We start from the raw sequence: 20988 nt of genomic DNA on the forward strand, positions 1-20988 counted from the left end.
GGCTAAGGTATTACATTCTATTAATAATTTCAGACTCCTTAAAGCGGAAATAAGCCAGTACCCAATTCACCAACGCAAAAAAGATGCCGGCAACAATTACAATCCACAGAGTGGTTTCTTTCGACTCCAGCACACCTCCTGAATAATACCTGCCGCTTTCTAACAGCACTTTGCTCACCAAAGCACCGACAGCAAAATATACCATACCAATAATGGTTCCGGACGCAAATGTTTTCAGGAAAGAATTTTTAGGCCAAATCGAACTGCCCAGTACGAATAAGGATTGAACAAAGAAATAACCTGATATCAGCGCTCCAAATTCCAACCCTCGCCTGCATAAAGTATAATATTTTTCATCACCAACCAAATGCGACAAGTCAACAGGAGCAATAAAATCCTTCTCCGGATAAGCCAAAGAATAAATAGTAAAACGCGTATAATCCGCCAACTTATAACATATCAGGAAAACAACCAGATACACAACTGTAAATACAAACCATCTGGAGAAAAACTTCTCAAAAGGAGTTGCCGGAATCATTAACATGGAAGTACGGCTCGTTTTCGTTTTCATCTTTTCCATTGTAAACGAAGCACTCAAACAGCCGAATCCCCACAGAGCCCAGATAAAAGTGACAAGAAGAAATATCCACGCCGGATCTTCCTGATAATTATAAGTACCTCTATACTCAAAATATCCATTCCAAACCATTACCACTGCCATCACTCCATACATCAACACCATACGAAGCACATTCGATTTCCAATTCTCCACCATCTCCTTACGGCAGAGATTTATAAAACGAGGCAAACTGAAAAAAGTATCTTTTATCATCGTCTTTTATTTTTGAGTGTGAAACAATCGGGCTATCTCTTCAGGAGTAGCCAGTGTAGCATTAAAAAGAAGTTCCAGGTTTAGTTCCGACTCGTCCTGCTTTTCATTAGGAAGGATCAGGTAGTTACCCTGAATAGTAGGAATTGCAAAAAGCGCACTTTTTGCCAATTCCCGATCATCACTCTCCACAAAGAAAAGTTTGTCGCAAATATTACTTGTCGATTCATCGAGCAACACACGACTGTCATCCATTATCAACACATGATCGAGCACTTTGTCGATATCACGAACCTGATGTGTAGAAATCACAATCGTCTTATCATCCGACATACCCGATGCTATAAACTTGCGGAACTGACTTTTGCCTGGAATATCCAGCCCGTTGGTCGGTTCATCCATCAACAAAAGAGAGGTATTCGTAGCAAGCGCAAAACTCATGAACACTTTCTTTTTCTGCCCCATAGAAAGCGCTCCGAGATCAATATCTATATCCATCTCAAAATAATGGAGATATTTAATCATCTCTTCCTTACTGAAACGAGGATAAAAAGGACTGTTTAACTCAATATAGCTGACCAAAGAAACCGAAGGCAACTCAAATTCTTCGGGAACTAAAAACATATCCTGCAAAGTAACCGGCAACCGACGGCGCACATCTGTATCGTGAAACATCACTTTGCCGTTTTTAGGAGTCAACAAGCCGGACATCAGATAGAGAAGAGTAGATTTTCCCGCACCATTCTTTCCCAACAGTCCATATACCCTGCCGGATTCGAACGAAAGCGAAAAATCACGTAGTACCGCACGCTTCGATTTACGATAAGTAAATGAAAGATTTTCTACTGTAATCATAGTATTTCTGTTTAATGAATAATGATCTTTAGGTGTATTAGTGTAATAGTACACCACAAAAGTGGACAATCTTTTGAATATTCCAATAGAAAAGGATAAAAAAGTGCAAAAAAAAGGAGGAGCTAAGATCACTCTCCACTCCTCCTGTCACGACAAACAACTAAAATTATTCACTATTTGATGCCGTCCAATGCCCTTTTAGCAGTAGCATTAGCGGGGTCTATAGCCAGAATTTTACTCCAGTATTCTATGGATTTATCTTTGTTAGCCTTTGCTTCGGCTTTCAATGCCGGATTTTCGATAGCTAACAAATAGTAATATCCAAGATAACTGTAGCATTCAACCAAAGCTGAATTGTAATGAGGATCGTTTTTGCTTTCCAATAAAGCGGCCACTTCCTCATAGAAAGGTTTCGCAAGTCCTTGAGTTGTTTCAGGGTCAAGTGCAGAATTGGCACGTGCTCTCCAGAAGTTACCCAAATAGCTGTCCGGCGCTGCTTCCGCAATTGCATGGAAAGTAGAATCGGCGGACATTAACGCCTGCTTGCGTTCTTCAACAGTGATTGCTAATGAATCAGGTTGCGTACCAGCACCGTAATAAAGTCTACCAAACTGGAACTGTAAGTCCGGAGTCTGTTTTTCCTTATCAAGAGATGCATAATATTTCTGGTAAGCACTGATTGCTTTTTTATAATCGTTCTTCTGTTCGTAAGCAGAAGAGATATTTTTAAATAAATCCGTCTTCGTCGGATCCATCTTTACCGCTTTCTCATATTGTACTACTGCATCATCATATTTTTTCAGACTCTCCAACAGATGTCCATAATACATATAATCCAAATACGAATAATCGGCTTTATCACATTCCTTGAAGAAGACATCGGCAGCCTTCAACGCTTCATCAAAACGTTTCAGGTCAGTATAATTATACATTGCCAAACGATTGAACGCAGCATGACGGGCATTCTTTTGCAATCCCATATTAGCTACTTCGAGTGATTTATCAAAATCATGGTTCAAAAATAAAGCAAAAGCATACTTCACCAAATCTTCTTCCGTAGCAGTAGGTCCCATTGCAAAATTTGCATAAGCTTCTACTGCCTTATTAAAATCATTTTTTAAATAGTAAATTTCGGCTAATTTTTTATCTACAGCTGTGTTGGACGGTTCCAGGTCCTTCAATTGGTTCAGCTTCTCAATGGCAAGACTTGCATTGGCTGATTTATAAATATCTGCATATTTCAGATAAGCTTCCGTACATTTCGGATCGAAATAAATTGCCTCCTCATACTTTTGAGAAGCAAGACCCGCATTTTTCTGTTTTACGGCAATATTTCCTTCCAGTACAGAAGCAAGAGCCGATTTACCATTCGCTTTTCTGGCAAGAGCTGCATACTCCTGCGCTTCGGGAATCTTGTCAGCATTCAGATATGCGTCTCCAATAGCCACCAACAATTCCACATTTTTCTTATTTTTTCCTTTAATCAGATGCTCAGCTTCTTCAGCAGCCTGTGCCGGATTCGTCTGAATAGTTTCTTTCAATTTCGCAACCCCAGCCTGCCATTCGGCGTCAGATGATTGCGCATAGAGCGACCCTACTGCTATAAACGCTCCAGCTAAAAACATTTGTACTCTTTTCATTATAGTCTCTAATTTTAGTTATTATTCGTCTTTCACGTGGACAATACGCACCGGCTGAGTAGCCGGAACAAGTCCGGATTTTAATATAATCCTCTGCCCTTTATCGGATGTCATAAAAGAAGCAAATCCCCAAGGCAGCCCACTACGAGGATCATTCAGCAATGCATAAATAGATCGTGCCAACGGATAGTTACCATAAAACAGGTAAGCCTGATAAGGTTTATAACTGTTAGCAGGAGTTGCCACATCCTCTGCACTCACTGACATCACTCTGATCTCTTCGCGAAAAGAAAGATTGGTTGTATCACTGCGGTTCCCCAACCAGTTTACTCCAACAACTCCCATAGCGTCGGGATTATTCGCTACATAATCTATCACCTGCTGGTTGGTTTTCAAGGCACTGACGTTACCTTCAGCCAACTCTTTTCCACCACAGATTGAGTCCATTGCAAAACGTACGGTACTGGAGTTCTTATTATCGAACACCACCTGAATTCCTTTCAAACGGGAATTCGGATTAACCTCTTTCCAGTTTTTCACCTCACCGGTAAGGATGCGGCGGAAATCACGTACACTCAACAAAGAATCCGGATTAGCACGATTCACAATCAATGCCAGACCGTCCGTAGCCAATTTTATCTCGCGAGGGAAAAACTTACGGCTGTGGAATGAATTCATTTCTTCCTTAGTCAGTGTCCGGGTTGCAATAGCCAACCGGACACTGTCTTTCAGAAGTAAATTTATCGCTTCCACTTCAGTTGTGTAGCGAGGGACAATCCCGGCCAAAGGGTACAGGCTTTCAAACACCTCTATCTCTTCTTGTATGATAGGTTCGAAACTCTCATCCGCTGCGATAGATACCACACCGGAAGAATAAGTATCCGTCGGTCCTTTTGATTTTGAGTTACAAGCACTCAAGACCACCAACGCTACGAGTCCTATCAGCCTAAATTGTCTCTTCATCATCTTTTATTGTAATCTAAACATTACCGGAACAGTGAACTTCACACGTACCGCTTTTCCATTCTGCTTACCAGGGAGCCATTTCGGCATGCTTTTTACCACACGAACAGCTTCCTTATCCAGATAAGGGTCTACACCACGAGCCACATGCACGTCAGAAATAGAACCATCACGTTCTACAACGAACTGTATAATAACGCGACCTTGTGTTCCATTCTCCTGTGCAATAGTCGGATATTTGATATTCTTACCCAAGTAAGCCATCAATTCCTGTTGACCACCGGGGAAAGTCGGCATCTGTTCTACCATATCAAAAACCTTTTCCGGTTCCGGTGCAGCCTGTGTTACCACCTGCTTAAGGTCTGCGATATCTTTACCGTTAGCCTCGTCATTACCTTTTACGTCGGCAATAGAGATGGATACTTTGGTTGCATTCAAATCTTCCTGGCTCTTGATCTCATCATCCTCATGCACCTCTTCATCTTTCTTGATGACAGGAGCTGTAAACTTGATAGAACTCTTCAATGCAGGGGGAGGAGGTGCAACCGGTTCTACGCGTTTCATCTCTTCCTGTTTGATTTCAGGTTCTTCCAATTTTGACAGAGTAGTTACTTCTGTCATCACTTCTTTCTGCTCCGGAGTTGCCAACTTAAGCAGTGTAGGGATACTAAATCCAACCGCTGCTATGACCACTACAATCAACATAGCGACATTATGTCGTTTTGTTGAATTGGCACGCATTCTATATGCGCCGTATGCTTGGTTTTTGCCTTCAAAAATCAGTTGACACCATTCCGAAGAAGCTAAATCTAATTTTGCCATTTTACTTTTCTTTTTTAGGTGTTACATCAATTATCGGCCAAGTTTTGTGACAATTCACCTTTCGCATCATAATTCTTAATCAAGAATTCATCAGCTTCAGCGATATCTGTTATCACATATTTACCAATATTACATATCTGCATTTCGTCCAGCGCGTCAATCAGATTCATATAAGAAGCATCATCGGTAGCCTTGATAATCACGGTCGGTGTATCCTTTCCGCTCTTTATCTCAGAAACCTGCTTCTTAAATTCGTCATCCGTGATCTTAAGATCAAGTTTTTGCTGCTTCAATTCTCTTACTTTATTGACAGCAACAGCATTCTTCTGAAGAAGTACGGCACGCAGTCCATCTGCGCCGTAGCTAGTTTCTTTCAACGAGGTATAATCCTTATAGTTAGGTTCTCCCTCGTAATAATAGAGTTTGTTATCAGCTCCCAGCAATAATGTAATTGCTTGTGAAGCCTTCACCATACTCTTTTGGTTTTCAGTTATATCTTTGTCATTACTCGGCATGCTTATCTCCATCGTCTGAGGTTTGCTCAGTGTGGTACAAAGCATAAAGAAAGTAATCAGCAACATGTTCATGTCCACCATCGGTGTAAAGTCCACCCGGACAGTCATTTTCTTTTGCTTGCTCTTTCCTCTTTTTCCGCCGCTCTCTTGTACTTCAGCACTCATTGTATTTCCTCCTTTTTAATTTTCAGACTCTGCTTTGAGAGAAGTAATCAGATTGTACCGATTTTCCCGCAAATCCTGAAGTGAGTTCATAACGTTCTTTATCACTGAGTATGGAGTCGTAGCGTCTGCCTTGATAGCAATACGTAGATCAGCGTTAGCAGTACGTGCATTACGTACCCACGATTTAAACTGATTGTCAACACTATCGCATGGAATACCTTCATTCTTTAGGATCTTATCCCGTTGATCTTCCGGGAGATCAAGATATTTCTGCATACTTCTGATAGGTACTCCAAAAGTAGAAGACAAGATAAATCTCTTCTCCTGTTCCGGAGTAAACTTAATGCCATACTCTTCACCCATGCTCTCCAATACAGCCTGCATATCCTGCTGCTTGTCGAGGCTCATAAATATTTTCCCTTCCGGATCAACCAGAATCTGGAGTACATTCGTCTCCGGAATCTTGATTTCCGATACGGAAGCCGGAGTGGTAACTTGTACTGGTTCTTTCTTCACAAATGTTGAAGTCAACATAAAGAAAGTCAGAAGCAATACAGTAACGTCACTCATAGCTGTCATATCTATGAACGTACTTTTCTTTTTAATTTGCGCTCTACCCATGATTAATAATAGATTTTATAAGGGTTCGCAGAATTAGTGAGTAGCAGCAAAAGTTTGCACGATAGAGAATCCGACTTCGTCGAGTCCGTAAGTCAATTTATCGATTTTGTTAGTGTAATAGTTGTAAGAGATAACAGCCAATGCACCAGTCAAGATACCGAAAGCAGTGTTAATCAAAGCTTCAGAGATACCTTGTGACAAAGCCATAGAGTCAGCACCACCACCAGCAGACAAAGCAGCAAATGAACGGATCATACCGATTACAGTACCGAGCAATCCCATCAATGTACCCAAAGTAGTGATAGTAGCGATGATCGGAAGATTTTGTTGCATCATAGGCATTTCCAAAGCAGTAGCTTCTTCAAGTTCTTTCTGGATAGCCAACAGCTTCTGTTCTTTAGGAAGAGCTGTGTTCTTTTCCATTTCTTCATACTTACGCAAAGTAGAAGTTACTACGTTAGCAACAGAACCACGTTGTTTGTCACAGATTTCCTGTGCTTTCTTCATGTCACCTGCAGCTAAAGCGTCTTTGATGTTAGCTACAAACTTAGACAATGAACCTTTGCCGAAAGCAGAACGAAGAGCAAAATAACGCTCGATGCTCAAAGCAAGTACGGTTAACAACAATGTCTGGATAATAGGTACGATGATACCACCTTTGTAAATAGTACCCAACATGTTCAACGGGTGATTGTTAGGGTCATTGTTCATAAAGTTGGACGGGTTACCTAATAGGAATTGATAAATACATACAGCTATTACTAAACAGCAGATGATTACGATACCGGCATTCTTTATACCTACAACTTGAGTTTTTTTAGTAGTTTCCATAATAAGTTTTTTTGTTAAGAAATTAATTTTAGTTATTTAGGAAGTAAATATTTCAATTAGACACACTGCGCTATAGACCCTGCAACTTTTAAAAGGTAAAGTCACACAGTTTCATACAGAGTACGAAAAAAAACGAATAAAAATGGGGAAAAGACTAAATAAGGATGCGTCTTAAAGCGAACACGTAGTAGTCGCTACACGTAATGGAGTAATGTGGATCCTTATCGGAATAAAATGATTTACTTTGATCTAATACTAAAGAGTTTTCTCTTAACACGAGAAACTTTTGCATAACGTCTTTCAAGGAGTCATTGATTTCAATGATTCTACGCAGACGATAATTATTAGAGTTTGATTCTGTTACGAGTTTAAGTCCTAATTCTACGTCAGAGACAGACAAAGAACGGACGCTATCATAGCTAACAGACTGCCCATCTACAGAAGAGCGTTGATTGCTGTCAGAAGACAATTCTGATAATTGACAAGATGAGTCACTAAAAATACGGGGAGAGAAATTCACAGTATTCCCGCTTACGCTAAATGATAGCATCAGCAGAAGAAAAGCGAGTATGAATTTCGGCGAAAGTTTCATTGTATTTTTAGTTGTTTAATCGATTACAATAGATTCGGCCACAAATGTAGCAATAAATTGTATATGTTCATCGTCGTTCACATCATTTAAACATTAAAGTTTAACTCTTTTATAAAAACAAGCTACAATATGTTTTGTTCGATGAGTTAACGACTTAATATGTTAAAAAAACATTTCCTCTGAATATACAGAGTTTTAAGAAATTAAAAATCCCCTCCAATATTTCTACTGAAGGGGAGGCTTCTTTAAAACGGCGGCTACCTACTCTCCCACTGTTACGCAGTACCATCGGCGTGACGAGGCTTAACTTCTCTGTTCGGAATGGGAAGAGGTGGAACCCTCGTGCTATAACCACCTGAATAAGGTTATGACATGATGAAAAGTAAAATCCTAGTGTCTAGAAAGCTAAACGTATATACCCAACCGGTACATGTTCGAAAGAAAGTGAACGGGCAATTAGTAATGCTCGGCTTTGATGTTACCACCTTTACACCTGCATCCTATCAACGTCATCGTCTTTGACGACCCTAAGAAATCTAATCTTGTGGCTGGCTTCGTACTTAGATGCTTTCAGCACTTATCCAATCCCGACTTAGATACCCAGCAATGCACCTGGCGGCACAACTGGTAAACCAGCGGTCAGTCCAACACGGTCCTCTCGTACTAGTGTCAGAGCCACGCAAATTTCATACGCCCACGATAGATAGAGACCGAACTGTCTCACGACGTTCTGAACCCAGCTCGCGTGCCACTTTAATGGGCGAACAGCCCAACCCTTGGGACCTTCTCCAGCCCCAGGATGTGACGAGCCGACATCGAGGTGCCAAACCCCTCCGTCGATATGAGCTCTTGGGAGGGATCAGCCTGTTATCCCCGGAGTACCTTTTATCCTTTGAGCGATGTCCCTTCCATACGGAAACACCGGATCACTATGCTCTAGTTTCCTACCTGATCGACTTGTCTGTCTCCCAGTCAAGCGCCCTTATGCCATTACACTCTACGGACGGTTACCAATCGTCCTGAGGGCACCTTTAGAAGCCTCCGTTACACTTTTGGAGGCGACCACCCCAGTCAAACTACCCACCAAACAGTGTCCTCGTTTCTACGAGTTAGAACTCAAATAATCAAAGGGCCGTATTTCAACAGCGACTCCACAAATACTGGCGTACCTGCTTCAAAGTCTCCGGCCTATCCTACACATCAATTACCCAAATTCAATGTTAAGCTATAGTAAAGGTTCACGGGGTCTTTTCGTCCCATCGCGGGTAATCGGCATCTTCACCGATACTACAATTTCACTGAGCTCACGGTTGAGACAGTGTCCAGATCATTACACCATTCGTGCAGGTCGGAACTTACCCGACAAGGAATTTCGCTACCTTAGGACCGTTATAGTTACGGCCGCCGTTTACTGGGGCTTCAATTCAATGCTTCTCTTGCGATGACATCTCCTCTTAACCTTCCAGCACCGGGCAGGTGTCAGGCTGTATACGTAATCTTTCAATTTGGCACAGCCCTGTGTTTTTGTTAAACAGTTGCCTGGACCTATTCTCTGCGCCCAACTCTCGTTGGGACCCTTTATCCCGAAGTTACAGGGTCAATTTGCCTAGTTCCTTAACCGTGAATCACTCAAGCGCCTTAGTATATTCAACCCGACTACGTGTGTCCGTTTACGGTACGGGTACCTTAAAGATTAAGTTTAGCGGATTTTCTTGGGAGTATGTTTACACGCACTATTACCTTATTCCGAGGAATTTGGTATACTATCAGGTTCGACTCTTATCCCGGATTTGCCTGGGATAATCAACATCTACACCCTTCAACGGACTATTCCGTCAGTCCGCGGCGCTGTCACTCCTCCGTCTCCACGTCACTCTTTAAGGTAGTACAGGAATATTAACCTGTTCTGCCATCGGCCTCACCGTTCGGCTGAGCCTTAGGACCCGACTAACCCTGATCCGATTAGCGTTGATCAGGAAACCTTAGTCTTTCGGCGAGGGGGTTTCTCACCCCCTTTATCGTTACTTATACCTACATTTGCTTTTCCACACGCTCCAGCAAAGCTCACGCTTCACCTTCGACGCAGAGTGGAATGCTCCCCTACCGATCCTTACGGATCCCATAGCTTCGGTAAATTGCTTAATGCCCGATTATTATCCACGCCAAACTCCTCGACTAGTGAGCTGTTACGCACTCTTTAAATGAATGGCTGCTTCCAAGCCAACATCCTAGCTGTCTTAGCAATCTGACTTCGTTAGTTCAACTTAGCAATTATTTGGGGACCTTAGCTGATGGTCTGGATTCTTCTCCTTTAGGACATGGACCTTAGCACCCATGCCCTCACTCCTGGGATCGAACTACTGCGCATTCGGAGTTTATCAAGACTTGATAGGCGGTGAAGCCCTCGCATCTTATCAGTCGCTCTACCTCACAGTAGTAATTCCCAAGGCTGCACCTAAATGCATTTCGGGGAGTACGAGCTATCTCCAAGTTTGATTAGCCTTTCACCCCCACCCTCAGTTCATCCGGAAGCTTTTCAACGCTTATCGGTTCGGTCCTCCAGTTAGTGTTACCTAACCTTCAACCTGACCAAGGGTAGATCACTTGGTTTCGCGTCTACTCCTTCCGACTAATCGCCCTGTTCAGACTCGCTTTCGCTTCGGCTTCATGTCTTGAGACACTTAACCTTGCCGGAAAAAGTAACTCGTAGGTTCATTATGCAAAAGGCACGCCGTCACAACCGAAGTTGCTCCGACCGCTTGTAGGCGCACGGTTTCAGGGACTATTTCACTCTTCTATTCGAAGTGCTTTTCACCTTTCCTTCACAGTACTGGTTCGCTATCGGTCTCTCGGGAGTATTTAGCCTTACCGGATGGTCCCGGCAGATTCACGCAAGATTCCTCGTGTCCCGCGCTACTCAGGATACCACTACGCTTCGTTTAGCTTCGAATACCGGACTATCACCGTCTATGGTCCCATTTTCCAAAGGGTTCTTCTCACTAAACTTCTTGCGATATCGTGGTCCTACAACCCCAATATTGCCGTAACAACATTGGTTTGGGCTAATCCCCGTTCGCTCGCCACTACTAGGGGAATCATTATTATTTTCTTTTCCTACAGGTACTAAGATGTTTCAGTTCCCTGTGTTAGCCTCCAACTAGGTTGGATGACATTCCTTCAGAATGCCGGGTTGTCCCATTCGGAAATCTTCGGATCAAAGGTTATTTGCACCTTCCCGAAGCTTATCGCAGCTTATCACGTCCTTCATCGCCTCCGAGAGCCAAGGCATCCGCCATGCGCCCTTGCTTACTTTCTTTCAAACGTTTTATTCTTATACTGGTATTGGTATGGGAATTGCTTCCTTTTATCAATATTGCGTACTCGAACACGTACGGTTTGATATATACTTTTAGCTCTTACTAAAATTTTACTTTTTGTACATCATGTCAAAGATCGTTTCTCTTTTTCAGAGATGGTGGAGAATAACGGATTCGAACCGTTGACCCTCTGCGTGCAAGGCAGATGCTCTAGCCAGCTGAGCTAATCCCCCAAGAGGTTATCAAGAATTGCTGCATTCCGCTGACGCGTCATTCCTTCGTTCTTGAGCTTGGTAGTCCCAGGCAGAGTTGAACTGCCGACCTCTACATTATCAGTGTAGCGCTCTAACCAACTGAGCTATAGGACTAGTTCAACCTTGTCTACCTGTATGTTAGACTCGGCTTCTTTTTTCTCTTGTTTATCTCTATCTATACTTCTATAGATGGTTGATCTATATATTATAAATAAACAAGTACCAGTAGTACAAAAAACAGAACCTTTAAAGTCTTTAAGTGGCTGTCACGTTTGTGACAGTTACGACATCGCTCCAGAAAGGAGGTGTTCCAGCCGCACCTTCCGGTACGGCTACCTTGTTACGACTTAGCCCCAATTACCAGTTTTACCCTAGGACGCTCCTTGCGGTTACGTACTTCAGGTACCCCCGGCTTTCATGGCTTGACGGGCGGTGTGTACAAGGCCCGGGAACGTATTCACCGCGCCATGGCTGATGCGCGATTACTAGCGAATCCAGCTTCACGAAGTCGGGTTGCAGACTTCGATCCGAACTGAGAGAGGTTTTTGGGATTAGCATCACGTCGCCGTGTAGCTGCCTTCTGTACCCCCCATTGTAACACGTGTGTAGCCCCGGACGTAAGGGCCGTGCTGATTTGACGTCATCCCCACCTTCCTCACATCTTACGACGGCAGTCTCTCTAGAGTCCTCAGCATAACCTGTTAGTAACTAAAGATAAGGGTTGCGCTCGTTATGGCACTTAAGCCGACACCTCACGGCACGAGCTGACGACAACCATGCAGCACCTTCACAAATGCCTTGCGGCTATATAGTTTCCTACATATTCATTTGCAATTTAAGCCCGGGTAAGGTTCCTCGCGTATCATCGAATTAAACCACATGTTCCTCCGCTTGTGCGGGCCCCCGTCAATTCCTTTGAGTTTCACCGTTGCCGGCGTACTCCCCAGGTGGAATACTTAATGCTTTCGCTTGGCCGCTTACTGTATATCGCAAACAGCGAGTATTCATCGTTTACTGTGTGGACTACCAGGGTATCTAATCCTGTTTGATACCCACACTTTCGAGCATCAGTGTCAGTAACAGTCTAGTGAGCTGCCTTCGCAATCGGAGTTCTTCGTGATATCTAAGCATTTCACCGCTACACCACGAATTCCGCCCACCTCTACTGTACTCAAGACTGCCAGTTTCAACTGCAATTTTACGGTTGAGCCGCAAACTTTCACAACTGACTTAACAATCCACCTACGCTCCCTTTAAACCCAATAAATCCGGATAACGCTCGGATCCTCCGTATTACCGCGGCTGCTGGCACGGAGTTAGCCGATCCTTATTCATATGGTACATACAAAATTCCACACGTGGAAAACTTTATTCCCATATAAAAGAAGTTTACGACCCATAGAGCCTTCATCCTTCACGCTACTTGGCTGGTTCAGGCCTGCGCCCATTGACCAATATTCCTCACTGCTGCCTCCCGTAGGAGTTTGGACCGTGTCTCAGTTCCAATGTGGGGGACCTTCCTCTCAGAACCCCTATCCATCGTAGTCTTGGTGGGCCGTTACCCCGCCAACAAACTAATGGAACGCATCCCCATCGATAACCGAAATTCTTTAATAAAAATATCATGCGATATTCGTATACTATCCGGTATTAATCTTTCTTTCGAAAGGCTATTCCGGAGTTATCGGTAGGTTGGATACGTGTTACTCACCCGTGCGCCGGTCGCCATCTCTTCTATTGCTAGAAGAATGCTGCCCCTCGACTTGCATGTGTTAAGCCTGTAGCTAGCGTTCATCCTGAGCCAGGATCAAACTCTTCATTGTAAAAGTATTTTTTATCATCGGTTAAGATGACTTTTTTGCTCTGTTCAGGACGTCGTAAATTTATTGACCTTATTCAAATACCTATTAGTCTTAACTGTATCGCTACTGAATAAGACAAGTATTGACGGTTCTATTTTTTTACTTGTACTACTTGTATTGTTTATCAATATTTCAAAGAACTTGTTGCTTTCGTTTTAAAAGCGGGTGCAAAGGTAAGGGCTTTATTTTTAACTACCAAACTTTTTCGGAAGTTTTTTTTTAGTTTTTCTTTTTACTCAATTTCTCTGGCTCTCTATGCGAAAGGGAAAGAATGTATGAAAGAATAACTCTTGCCAATTTTCTTTGCGAATCGGACTGCAAAGATAAGAACTTTATTTATTATAATCCAAACTTTTTCGGAAGTTTTTTGTTCTTTTCTTTAAGTATGATTCCGCTTTTCACTAAGTCAATTTATCAAGGCTTTCTTCTCTTGGAAAGCGGGTGCAAAAGTACGCCCTTTTCGTATACACTCCAAATATATCAAACTATTTTTTCTAATTATTTTTGAATACATTTGCTAAAGTGCTGATGCATAACGATGTTGTAGAACATATTTTTCAAGTACGGGGGAATTGTGTGCGGAAATGACGAGAGGGATACACATTATTATATCACACGCGGGCGCGTAAAGGCGTGAAAAGAGAATGAAAAGAAAAAGACGAAAAAGAAAACTACAAGAAAATAGATATTAAAAAAAAGCAAGAGGATTTAGAATCAACCGTCAGAATACTTTTTCTAAGCGGTCTAACGGTTGACTATTCCATAGGTATAGATCGGATAAATACAGAGTGGGTACTAATCAGATTCTAACTATAAAATCAGAATGTCATTCTTTTTTAGAGTTCTCTATTCGCAGGCTGACAAGTTCAACCCACTTCTTTATGCCCAAATCAAAGCCGCCTTTTTCTAACAGATGAAGGGCGCCCGCATAATGAAGGGCAGTCTCCTCCCTACTACAGCTTATCTTACAAGACAGTTCACCCAGATAGTATTCCAGCCGGGCCATTTGGATATAGTCCAATAAAGTATAATCCCCTTCGATTGACAAATCAATCAACTCCCGTATCAAAGCATAGGCTAGTTCACATTCCGTATAGGTTAAATCCGAGAGGGGTTTGTACATAACAGGATGCTGAGTCAGCTGAACAACAATTCGATTAAAGTCTCCGTACATAGGTTGCGTTTATTACCGCATCAGTTCCCGGTGGTGCGAGGGTTATAAAAAAAAGAGAGCGTGGAAACTATCTACTTACGCTCTATATAAGGTATCCGCTAAGACCCTCTCCTGAACATAAGTGATAGCCCCACGCCCATTTAAGTATATAAACATAACATATACAAAAGTGTGCGTGAGACCTGTCACTCATTGTCATTCAGGAGTAAAAAATTAGCGGATTTTTATATAGAATGCAACAAATAACCGTTCTCAATAAAATTATTAAAAAACTACTTCCTTCGCTCGAAAGTAAGTTATCACAAAAGTAGAAATAAATATCTATTAAACAAACAATTTTGACAGGAAAAACATGATAGATCAATTAATTCAGTCCATATCGCATAAAAAGCACAACCCCAATATCCTACTAGAAACAATTTTTCTTTTTCATTTCTCATATTCTCATAACACGCACAATATTTTTCTGTAAATCAACAATATAACACAATGAGAATAAAAATTCAAAACGGCATTTCTCATAGTATGACCCACATTTTGTACATAAAACAACCTATTTCTCATAACTTATCAAGGTATTTCTCATAGTATTTTGACTATTTATCCTATAAATTCTCAAGCTAGATCCTAAGCTAAAGACCAAGTTGAATACCAGACTATGCACCTATTTACAATATATTATCAGCGCTTATTGAAAGTATATAGAGCAGACATCCGCATATTTTTCTACCGGCATCTGTATCGTTCCACTCCAGTGGACAGGCCTGTGCACTAGAGTAGAAAGAACCGTCCACTAGAGTGGAACGATCTGTTCACTCGAGTGCAACGATACAGATAGTAGCAGGAAGAAATGGCAATGAGTAAGGGAAAACAGTAAGATATAAGGTGAATGATACACAGGAAAGCAGTAAACAATAGGAAGTTGATTAATAAACGACATAGGGAAAGGAATAATCGTAAGTCCGGCGAGAGTCCGGGAAAAGCCGCAGCCATCATGTATGAGAAATGAGCAAAACAAATAAGAAGGAGTATGAGAATAAGATGAGAAATGATTTGAAACCTATGAGAAATGCATCTTTTTTAGGGGTAAATGATGAAAATACTATGAGAAATGCCATTTCACAGTTCATTTCTCATAGTATTATATCATTGATTTACAAACTATTATCATATCATTTATGAGAACATGAGAAATGAATATGAAAAAACGTTTGCAGAAGCTGAATTCAGCAGAGACTGCTGAATTCAAATTGTAAATACGACACCTCCTTATGAATCAGGCTGAATTTATCCGGGTAAAATTTGCTCTATTTCTTTCAACTCGTCTGCCGTGAACTCCAAATGTTCCAGCGCTTTCAAATTGTCGGCTAACTGATTCACAGAACTTGCACCTACAATCACTGATGTCATTCTTTCGTCTTTCAGCACCCATGCCAAAGCCATTTCAGCCAGCGTTTGCCCACGGCGGCGGGCTATTTCATTTAATTGACGGGCAGCTTCTACCTTTTCATGCGTCACTTGAGATTGTTGAAGAAAACCCGAAGAACGGGCAGCACGGGAACCTTCCGGAATGCCGTTCAGATATTTATCGGTCAATAATCCTTGTGCCAAAGGAGAGAAAGCTATGAAGCCGGAACCGTACTCCGCTGCTAAAGGAAGTGATTCAGCCTCAACCGCACGATCGAACATACTATATCGATATTGACTGATAAGACAGGGAACACCGGCTTTTGCCATCATCTCATAGGCAACACGGGCTTGTTCGGGAGGATATTTAGAAATTCCGATATACAATGCTTTCCCTTGCTTCACAATATCAATCAATGTCTGGATGGTTTCTTCAACTGGAGTGACTCCGTCATAACGATGACTATAAAAGATATCAAAATACTCCAAACCTGTTCGGAAGAGACTTTGGTCAATGCTCGCCATCAGGTTTTTACGAGAGCTATTTCCGCCATAAGGGCCTGCCCACATGTCATGACCGGCTTTGGAGGAGATAATCATTTCATCCCGGTAGCCTTGAAAGTTCTCTTTCAAAATTCGTCCGAAATTTACTTCCGCACTTCCAGGAGCAGGACCGTAATTATTTGCCAAGTCGAAATGAGTAACACCGTGATCGAAAGCATACTTAATCATGTCGGTTGCTACATTGAAATTGTCCACACTACCGAAATTATGCCACAATCCCAAAGAGATTAGAGGTAACTGCAAGCCACTCTTGCCACAATATTTATAAGGCATCTGTTCGTAACGATCGGCTGCCGGCTGATAATGGTTATTAGATAAGTTATGCATAAGTCATTTTATTTTTCTTTCTACAAAGAAAAAGATTTTTTTGTAGAATCTTCATCAGTCACTAAAAAACTTCAGGGAGTCCCTCCCAATCTGAGACTTATATTAGCCAATACACTAACCTATTTTAGCTGTCTTATATATTCCGACGGCACCATGCCATACTCCTCCTTAAAACAGGCACGAAAATAGCCAAGATCGTTGAACCCACTGGCATAAGCAGCTTCCGATACATTTAACCTCTCTTCGGTCAATAACCTCAAGCTATTCTTCAATTTGATCTTTCGAATAAATTCATTACCGGACATACCGGTAAGTCCTTTTATTTTTCTATAAAGCGTAGAATGACTCATTCTCATTTTATCCTTTACAAACCCCATATCTAGTTTATTCATTTCGATATTTGCCTCTACAATACTCGTGAATCGGGCTATAAAATCTGCATCCAACTTATTTAACTTCATCGACTCCTCCTGTCCACTACTGTCAGACTCCAGTTTTTTAGCACGATCCGCTATCAAAACCGCCAGCTTCTTTCGTGATTCCAATAAATTATGCACACGGCTATTCAACAGCTTAGCACTAAAGGGTTTAGTCAGATATGAATCTGCACCACTTTCATATCCCTCTTCCTTATCTTGAATAGAGTCTTTTGCAGTAAGCAGAATCACAGGAATATGACTTGTACAAACATCTTCCTTTATTTGTTTACACAATTCAATACCGTCCATCACCGGCATCATAATATCACTAATTATTATATCCGGAATAAATTCTTGTGCTTGTTCCAACCCTCCTTTACCATCAGCAGCAGTCAGAATCCGGTAATTAGTGCTAAAAGAAGTAGCAATGTACTCACGGATATCATCATTATCTTCTACTACAAGTATCATTGGACGAGTATCCGTATCTACCTGTTCATCTTCTACATTTCCTTCTTCTTCCGAAACAATGATTACCTCTTTCTCCTCTTTATGTAAAGCATCAGGATACGTATTTTCCGTCAATAAACGGAAGGTGAATGTCGTCCCCTTCCCTACTTCACTTTCTACGTTCAATATTCCTTCGTGCAAGTCTGCCAAAGACTTGACCAACGCAAGCCCGATTCCAGTTCCCGATGCCTGATGTTTCTCTTCTGTTTGATAATACCGATCAAAAATATGTGGAAGCGACTGTGACTCAATGCCATATCCGGTATCACTGACCATGAGTTCTGTGTACCAGTTTCCTCCCTCGCTCACAGAACGCATGAAAAGTTTTATTTCTCCTTCCGGTGTATATTTCAGTGCATTACTCAACAGATTATTCAACACAGTAGTAATAATATCCGCATCAAAATAGAGCCTTTTTTCCTCTGTGTCAACACTTATATGAAATTTCACTTTCGCATTCCGGTTCAGTTCTTTATAGCGTAGTCCTATTTCCATTACTAAACTGGCAAGATCACTTTTTACCACAGTCAATTTTCTATTCTGTGTTTCTGTCTTACGAAACTCCAGAATCTGATTAATCAAATTTAGCAGGCGTAATGCACTATCATGTATGACTTTGATCTTATTATTATAAAAATCAGGCAATTGAGAATCGTTTATCAAATCTTCCAACGGACCGAGTATCAATGTCAACGGAGTACGCAGTTCATGTGTGATGTTCGTATAAAAACGCAAACGTTCATTATTTAATTCCTGTTCATTCTGACTCTTCTTCTTCTCCAATTCAAGAGAGCTTTCCAACAAAAGTTTACGTTTATAAAAACGAAACCAGACAAAAACACCAGCAGACAATAATAACAAATAGAAAATCTTTGCATACCATGTCGACCACAAAGGCGGATGAATGTGGATTTTCAAGGTAGCGATGTGATTGTCATCCCACTCCTGATTTCTCAATCGTGCCTTGATTTTAAAAATATACTCACCCGGAGAGATATTCCGGAAAGTAACCCGGTTCTCACCAAGCGTATTTGTCCATGAATTTGTCAGTCCTTCCATCAAATAAGCATACTCTACCTGCTGACTTTGTGAATAATCCGGTACAGAGAAAGATACACGAAAAGAATTCCGATTGTAAGGCAATTCAATATCTTTGTCCAACGCCGGAATAATAGTTTCTCCGTCACGGCTCTCTATCTGATCATCCAGTCCCATACACTCAATGATTTGCACCGGAGCGACCTGCCGCTCGACAATTAAACTCTCGGGACTAAAATAGCAAACCCCATTCAATGAACCGAAATAAAGAGTGCCATCCTTAGTCCGACAAACAGAACCCTCAATAAAATTTCCCATAGGGATGCCATCGCGATAATCATAATTTTCAAATTTGCGCTTTTGTTTATTCCAATAAGCAATCCTGTCATTCGTACTAAGCCATATATTCCCTGACATATCTTCCTTGATGGAACGTACAAAGGTATCCTCCAAACCGTACTGATAACTATATACTTCAAAATGTTCGGGCAAATTGGTATCTTTGATATATCCAAGCCCTTGTCGTGTTGCCACCCAGATGCCACCCAAACGGTCCATATAAAGGCTGTTGATAGCATTAGAGAAAAAATTCTGATCCGTATTCAGACTAAGTACCTTCTGTTCATCCTTATTAAAAATAGCAATGCCACCTCCATAAGTACCCACCCACAATTTACCCTGACGGTCACGGACAATTCCATATACTGACTTATCACGTAATTGCCGGGTCAGAGCATCTTCCTTGCGGAGAACCCCTTCAAAATAACTGTATATACCATATTCTGCCCCTATCCATATTTTCTGATCGGCATCCTTGAAGAAAGTTATTATATCCACATTCTCCATATCAAGCGGTATACGTTCAATCTGATCACTTCGAGTATCAAATTTCAATAATCCGTCATCATATATTCCCAACAGCAGAGTACCATGTCCATCTCCTATAATTGAAAAGACCTGTCCGTACGGTCTTGACAACCGGCTGGTTACATTAATACTTTTCACCAATTTATTATCCTTGAATAATGCTATCTCATTCTCTCCTCCAAGCCAAATCCGATCTTCTTCATCTTCGTAAAGCCCCCAAACAGGTTTCTGTTTCAAAATATTACCATGTTCTGTCATGTAAGGAAGAATATGAAAAAATGGCTGGGTATGACTAATAAAATCGATACCACTACTATAATTACCAATCCAGATGTTTCCGAAAGAATCCTGCAGCAAATTACGGATATTACCAGATGAAACACCATGCTTGCTATTGTCGGCAGTAATATTATAGAATTGTACATTATCGGGGTTCTTAAAAGTGATGCTATGCAAATCTAAAATACTAATACCTCCAATATCGCTGGCTATCCACAACGTACCATCGTCCATCTCTTTAATATCATAAATATGATCTGCTATTAAAGAATGCGGATTTTGATATTCATGTTTGAAAACTGTAAAATCCTGCGTTTTCGGATTGAATAATCCGAGCCCTCGATTGGTTCCCACCCAGATGTTTTCGAGGCGATCTTTATAAATAGTATAAACACTATTACCTGGTAAACTCTGTGGATTATCCGGAAGATTATGAAGATAACGGACAGCTTTTCTCTTTAAATCAACAACACTCATGCCACCTTGTGCATGACCTATATAGAGGTGTCCTGTACCATCATCGTAGGTGCACCAATGTGATGAGACAGAAAGGCTGATACCTTTATCTGAAAGAGAAGAGAAAATCCCGGTTTGCTTATCATAGTGGATAATCTCCCCATGGTGTTTCGTCAGCCATAATCCACCATCCGCTGCATGTGCCAAATGAACTATATTATCTATTTTCAGATTTCCTCGTCCTTGATAATACTTAAATTCATTGGTAGAACAGTCCAATCTACCTACCCCTTGGAATTTTCCTCCTATCCACAACACATTTTCAGCCTCATCATATAGTAATACATTCAATGCATCATTAATCAGCTGTGAATTACTGCTTTTGTAAACAGTGAATTTACATCCATCAAAACGATTAAGCCCAAACTCCGTTGCCACCCAGATACATCCTTGTTTATCCTGAACAATATCCTTAACATAATTATTCGACAAACCATCTTCTATCCCCAGATGACGCAATGTATAAAGAGATTGTGCGCACGTCGTACCATGAATAGAAAAAAGTAACAGGCCCAATAAGAACCGTAAAAACATGTGTGTTCGCATGAATCAAATCTTAATTTATCTATGCCACAAAAATACAATAAATCTTTATCATAAATACCTTTTTACAGCATCTTG

The 20988-nt window shown here is 41.3% G+C and carries 12 protein-coding genes, 2 tRNA genes and 3 rRNA genes; all 17 read right to left on the minus strand.

Annotated elements, in window-relative coordinates; translation table 11 throughout:
• Nucleotides 1-10: 10 nt before the first annotated feature.
• Complete coding sequence (locus tag Bovatus_RS13200) at nt 11-832, minus strand: hypothetical protein (RefSeq protein WP_004296280.1); 822 nt, start codon at nt 830-832, stop codon at nt 11-13.
• Between the two features lie 6 nt (nt 833-838).
• Nucleotides 839-1684 carry an ABC transporter ATP-binding protein gene (locus tag Bovatus_RS13205; protein WP_004296281.1) on the minus strand — a complete coding sequence of 282 codons (846 nt, stop codon included), beginning with the start codon at nt 1682-1684 and terminating at the stop codon, nt 839-841.
• A gap of 173 nt (nt 1685-1857) precedes the next feature.
• On the minus strand, nt 1858-3324 hold the full coding sequence (locus Bovatus_RS13210) for a tetratricopeptide repeat protein (protein WP_004296283.1): 1467 nt from the start codon (nt 3322-3324) through the stop codon (nt 1858-1860).
• A gap of 21 nt (nt 3325-3345) precedes the next feature.
• Nucleotides 3346-4290 (minus strand): PstS family phosphate ABC transporter substrate-binding protein, encoded by a 945-nt coding sequence (locus tag Bovatus_RS13215; protein WP_004296284.1) that lies wholly within the window; start codon nt 4288-4290, stop codon nt 3346-3348.
• 3 nt (nt 4291-4293) lie between these two features.
• Nucleotides 4294-5109 (minus strand): energy transducer TonB, encoded by an 816-nt coding sequence (locus Bovatus_RS13220; RefSeq protein WP_004296285.1) that lies wholly within the window; start codon nt 5107-5109, stop codon nt 4294-4296.
• Between the two features lie 26 nt (nt 5110-5135).
• Entirely contained in the window at nt 5136-5789 is a 654-nt protein-coding gene (locus tag Bovatus_RS13225; RefSeq protein ID WP_004296286.1) for an ExbD/TolR family protein, read from the minus strand.
• A 15-nt stretch (nt 5790-5804) separates the two neighbouring features.
• Nucleotides 5805-6410, minus strand: coding sequence for an ExbD/TolR family protein (locus Bovatus_RS13230; protein WP_004296287.1), 606 nt, complete (start codon nt 6408-6410; stop codon nt 5805-5807).
• 33 nt (nt 6411-6443) lie between these two features.
• Nucleotides 6444-7241, minus strand: coding sequence for a MotA/TolQ/ExbB proton channel family protein (locus Bovatus_RS13235; protein WP_004296288.1), 798 nt, complete (start codon nt 7239-7241; stop codon nt 6444-6446).
• Nucleotides 7242-7395: 154 nt separating this feature from the next.
• Nucleotides 7396-7833 carry a hypothetical protein gene (locus Bovatus_RS25685; protein ID WP_004296289.1) on the minus strand — a complete coding sequence of 146 codons (438 nt, stop codon included), beginning with the start codon at nt 7831-7833 and terminating at the stop codon, nt 7396-7398.
• Nucleotides 7834-8081: 248 nt separating this feature from the next.
• A 5S ribosomal RNA gene (rrf, locus tag Bovatus_RS13245) occupies nt 8082-8192 on the minus strand.
• A gap of 77 nt (nt 8193-8269) precedes the next feature.
• Nucleotides 8270-11149, minus strand: a 23S ribosomal RNA gene (locus Bovatus_RS13250).
• Nucleotides 11150-11306: 157 nt separating this feature from the next.
• Nucleotides 11307-11383: transfer RNA gene (locus Bovatus_RS13255), tRNA-Ala, on the minus strand.
• A 58-nt stretch (nt 11384-11441) separates the two neighbouring features.
• A tRNA-Ile gene (locus Bovatus_RS13260) sits at nt 11442-11518 on the minus strand.
• A gap of 184 nt (nt 11519-11702) precedes the next feature.
• Nucleotides 11703-13227, minus strand: a 16S ribosomal RNA gene (locus Bovatus_RS13265).
• The 16S, 23S and 5S rRNA genes sit together here with 2 tRNA genes alongside, the layout of an rRNA operon.
• 865 nt (nt 13228-14092) lie before the next feature.
• Nucleotides 14093-14440 (minus strand): hypothetical protein, encoded by a 348-nt coding sequence (locus tag Bovatus_RS13270; RefSeq protein ID WP_004296294.1) that lies wholly within the window; start codon nt 14438-14440, stop codon nt 14093-14095.
• Nucleotides 14441-15727: 1287 nt separating this feature from the next.
• The gene (locus tag Bovatus_RS13275) at nt 15728-16738 is read right to left on the minus strand and encodes an aldo/keto reductase (RefSeq protein WP_004296297.1); all 1011 of its coding nucleotides are present in this window, start codon (nt 16736-16738) and stop codon (nt 15728-15730) included.
• Nucleotides 16739-16857: 119 nt separating this feature from the next.
• Complete coding sequence (locus tag Bovatus_RS13280) at nt 16858-20913, minus strand: hybrid sensor histidine kinase/response regulator transcription factor (RefSeq protein WP_052587833.1); 4056 nt, start codon at nt 20911-20913, stop codon at nt 16858-16860.
• Nucleotides 20914-20988 lie beyond the last annotated feature (75 nt).

It is taken from the genome of Bacteroides ovatus (assembly GCF_001314995.1).
GTDB classification, from domain to species: Bacteria; Bacteroidota; Bacteroidia; order Bacteroidales; family Bacteroidaceae; genus Bacteroides; species Bacteroides ovatus.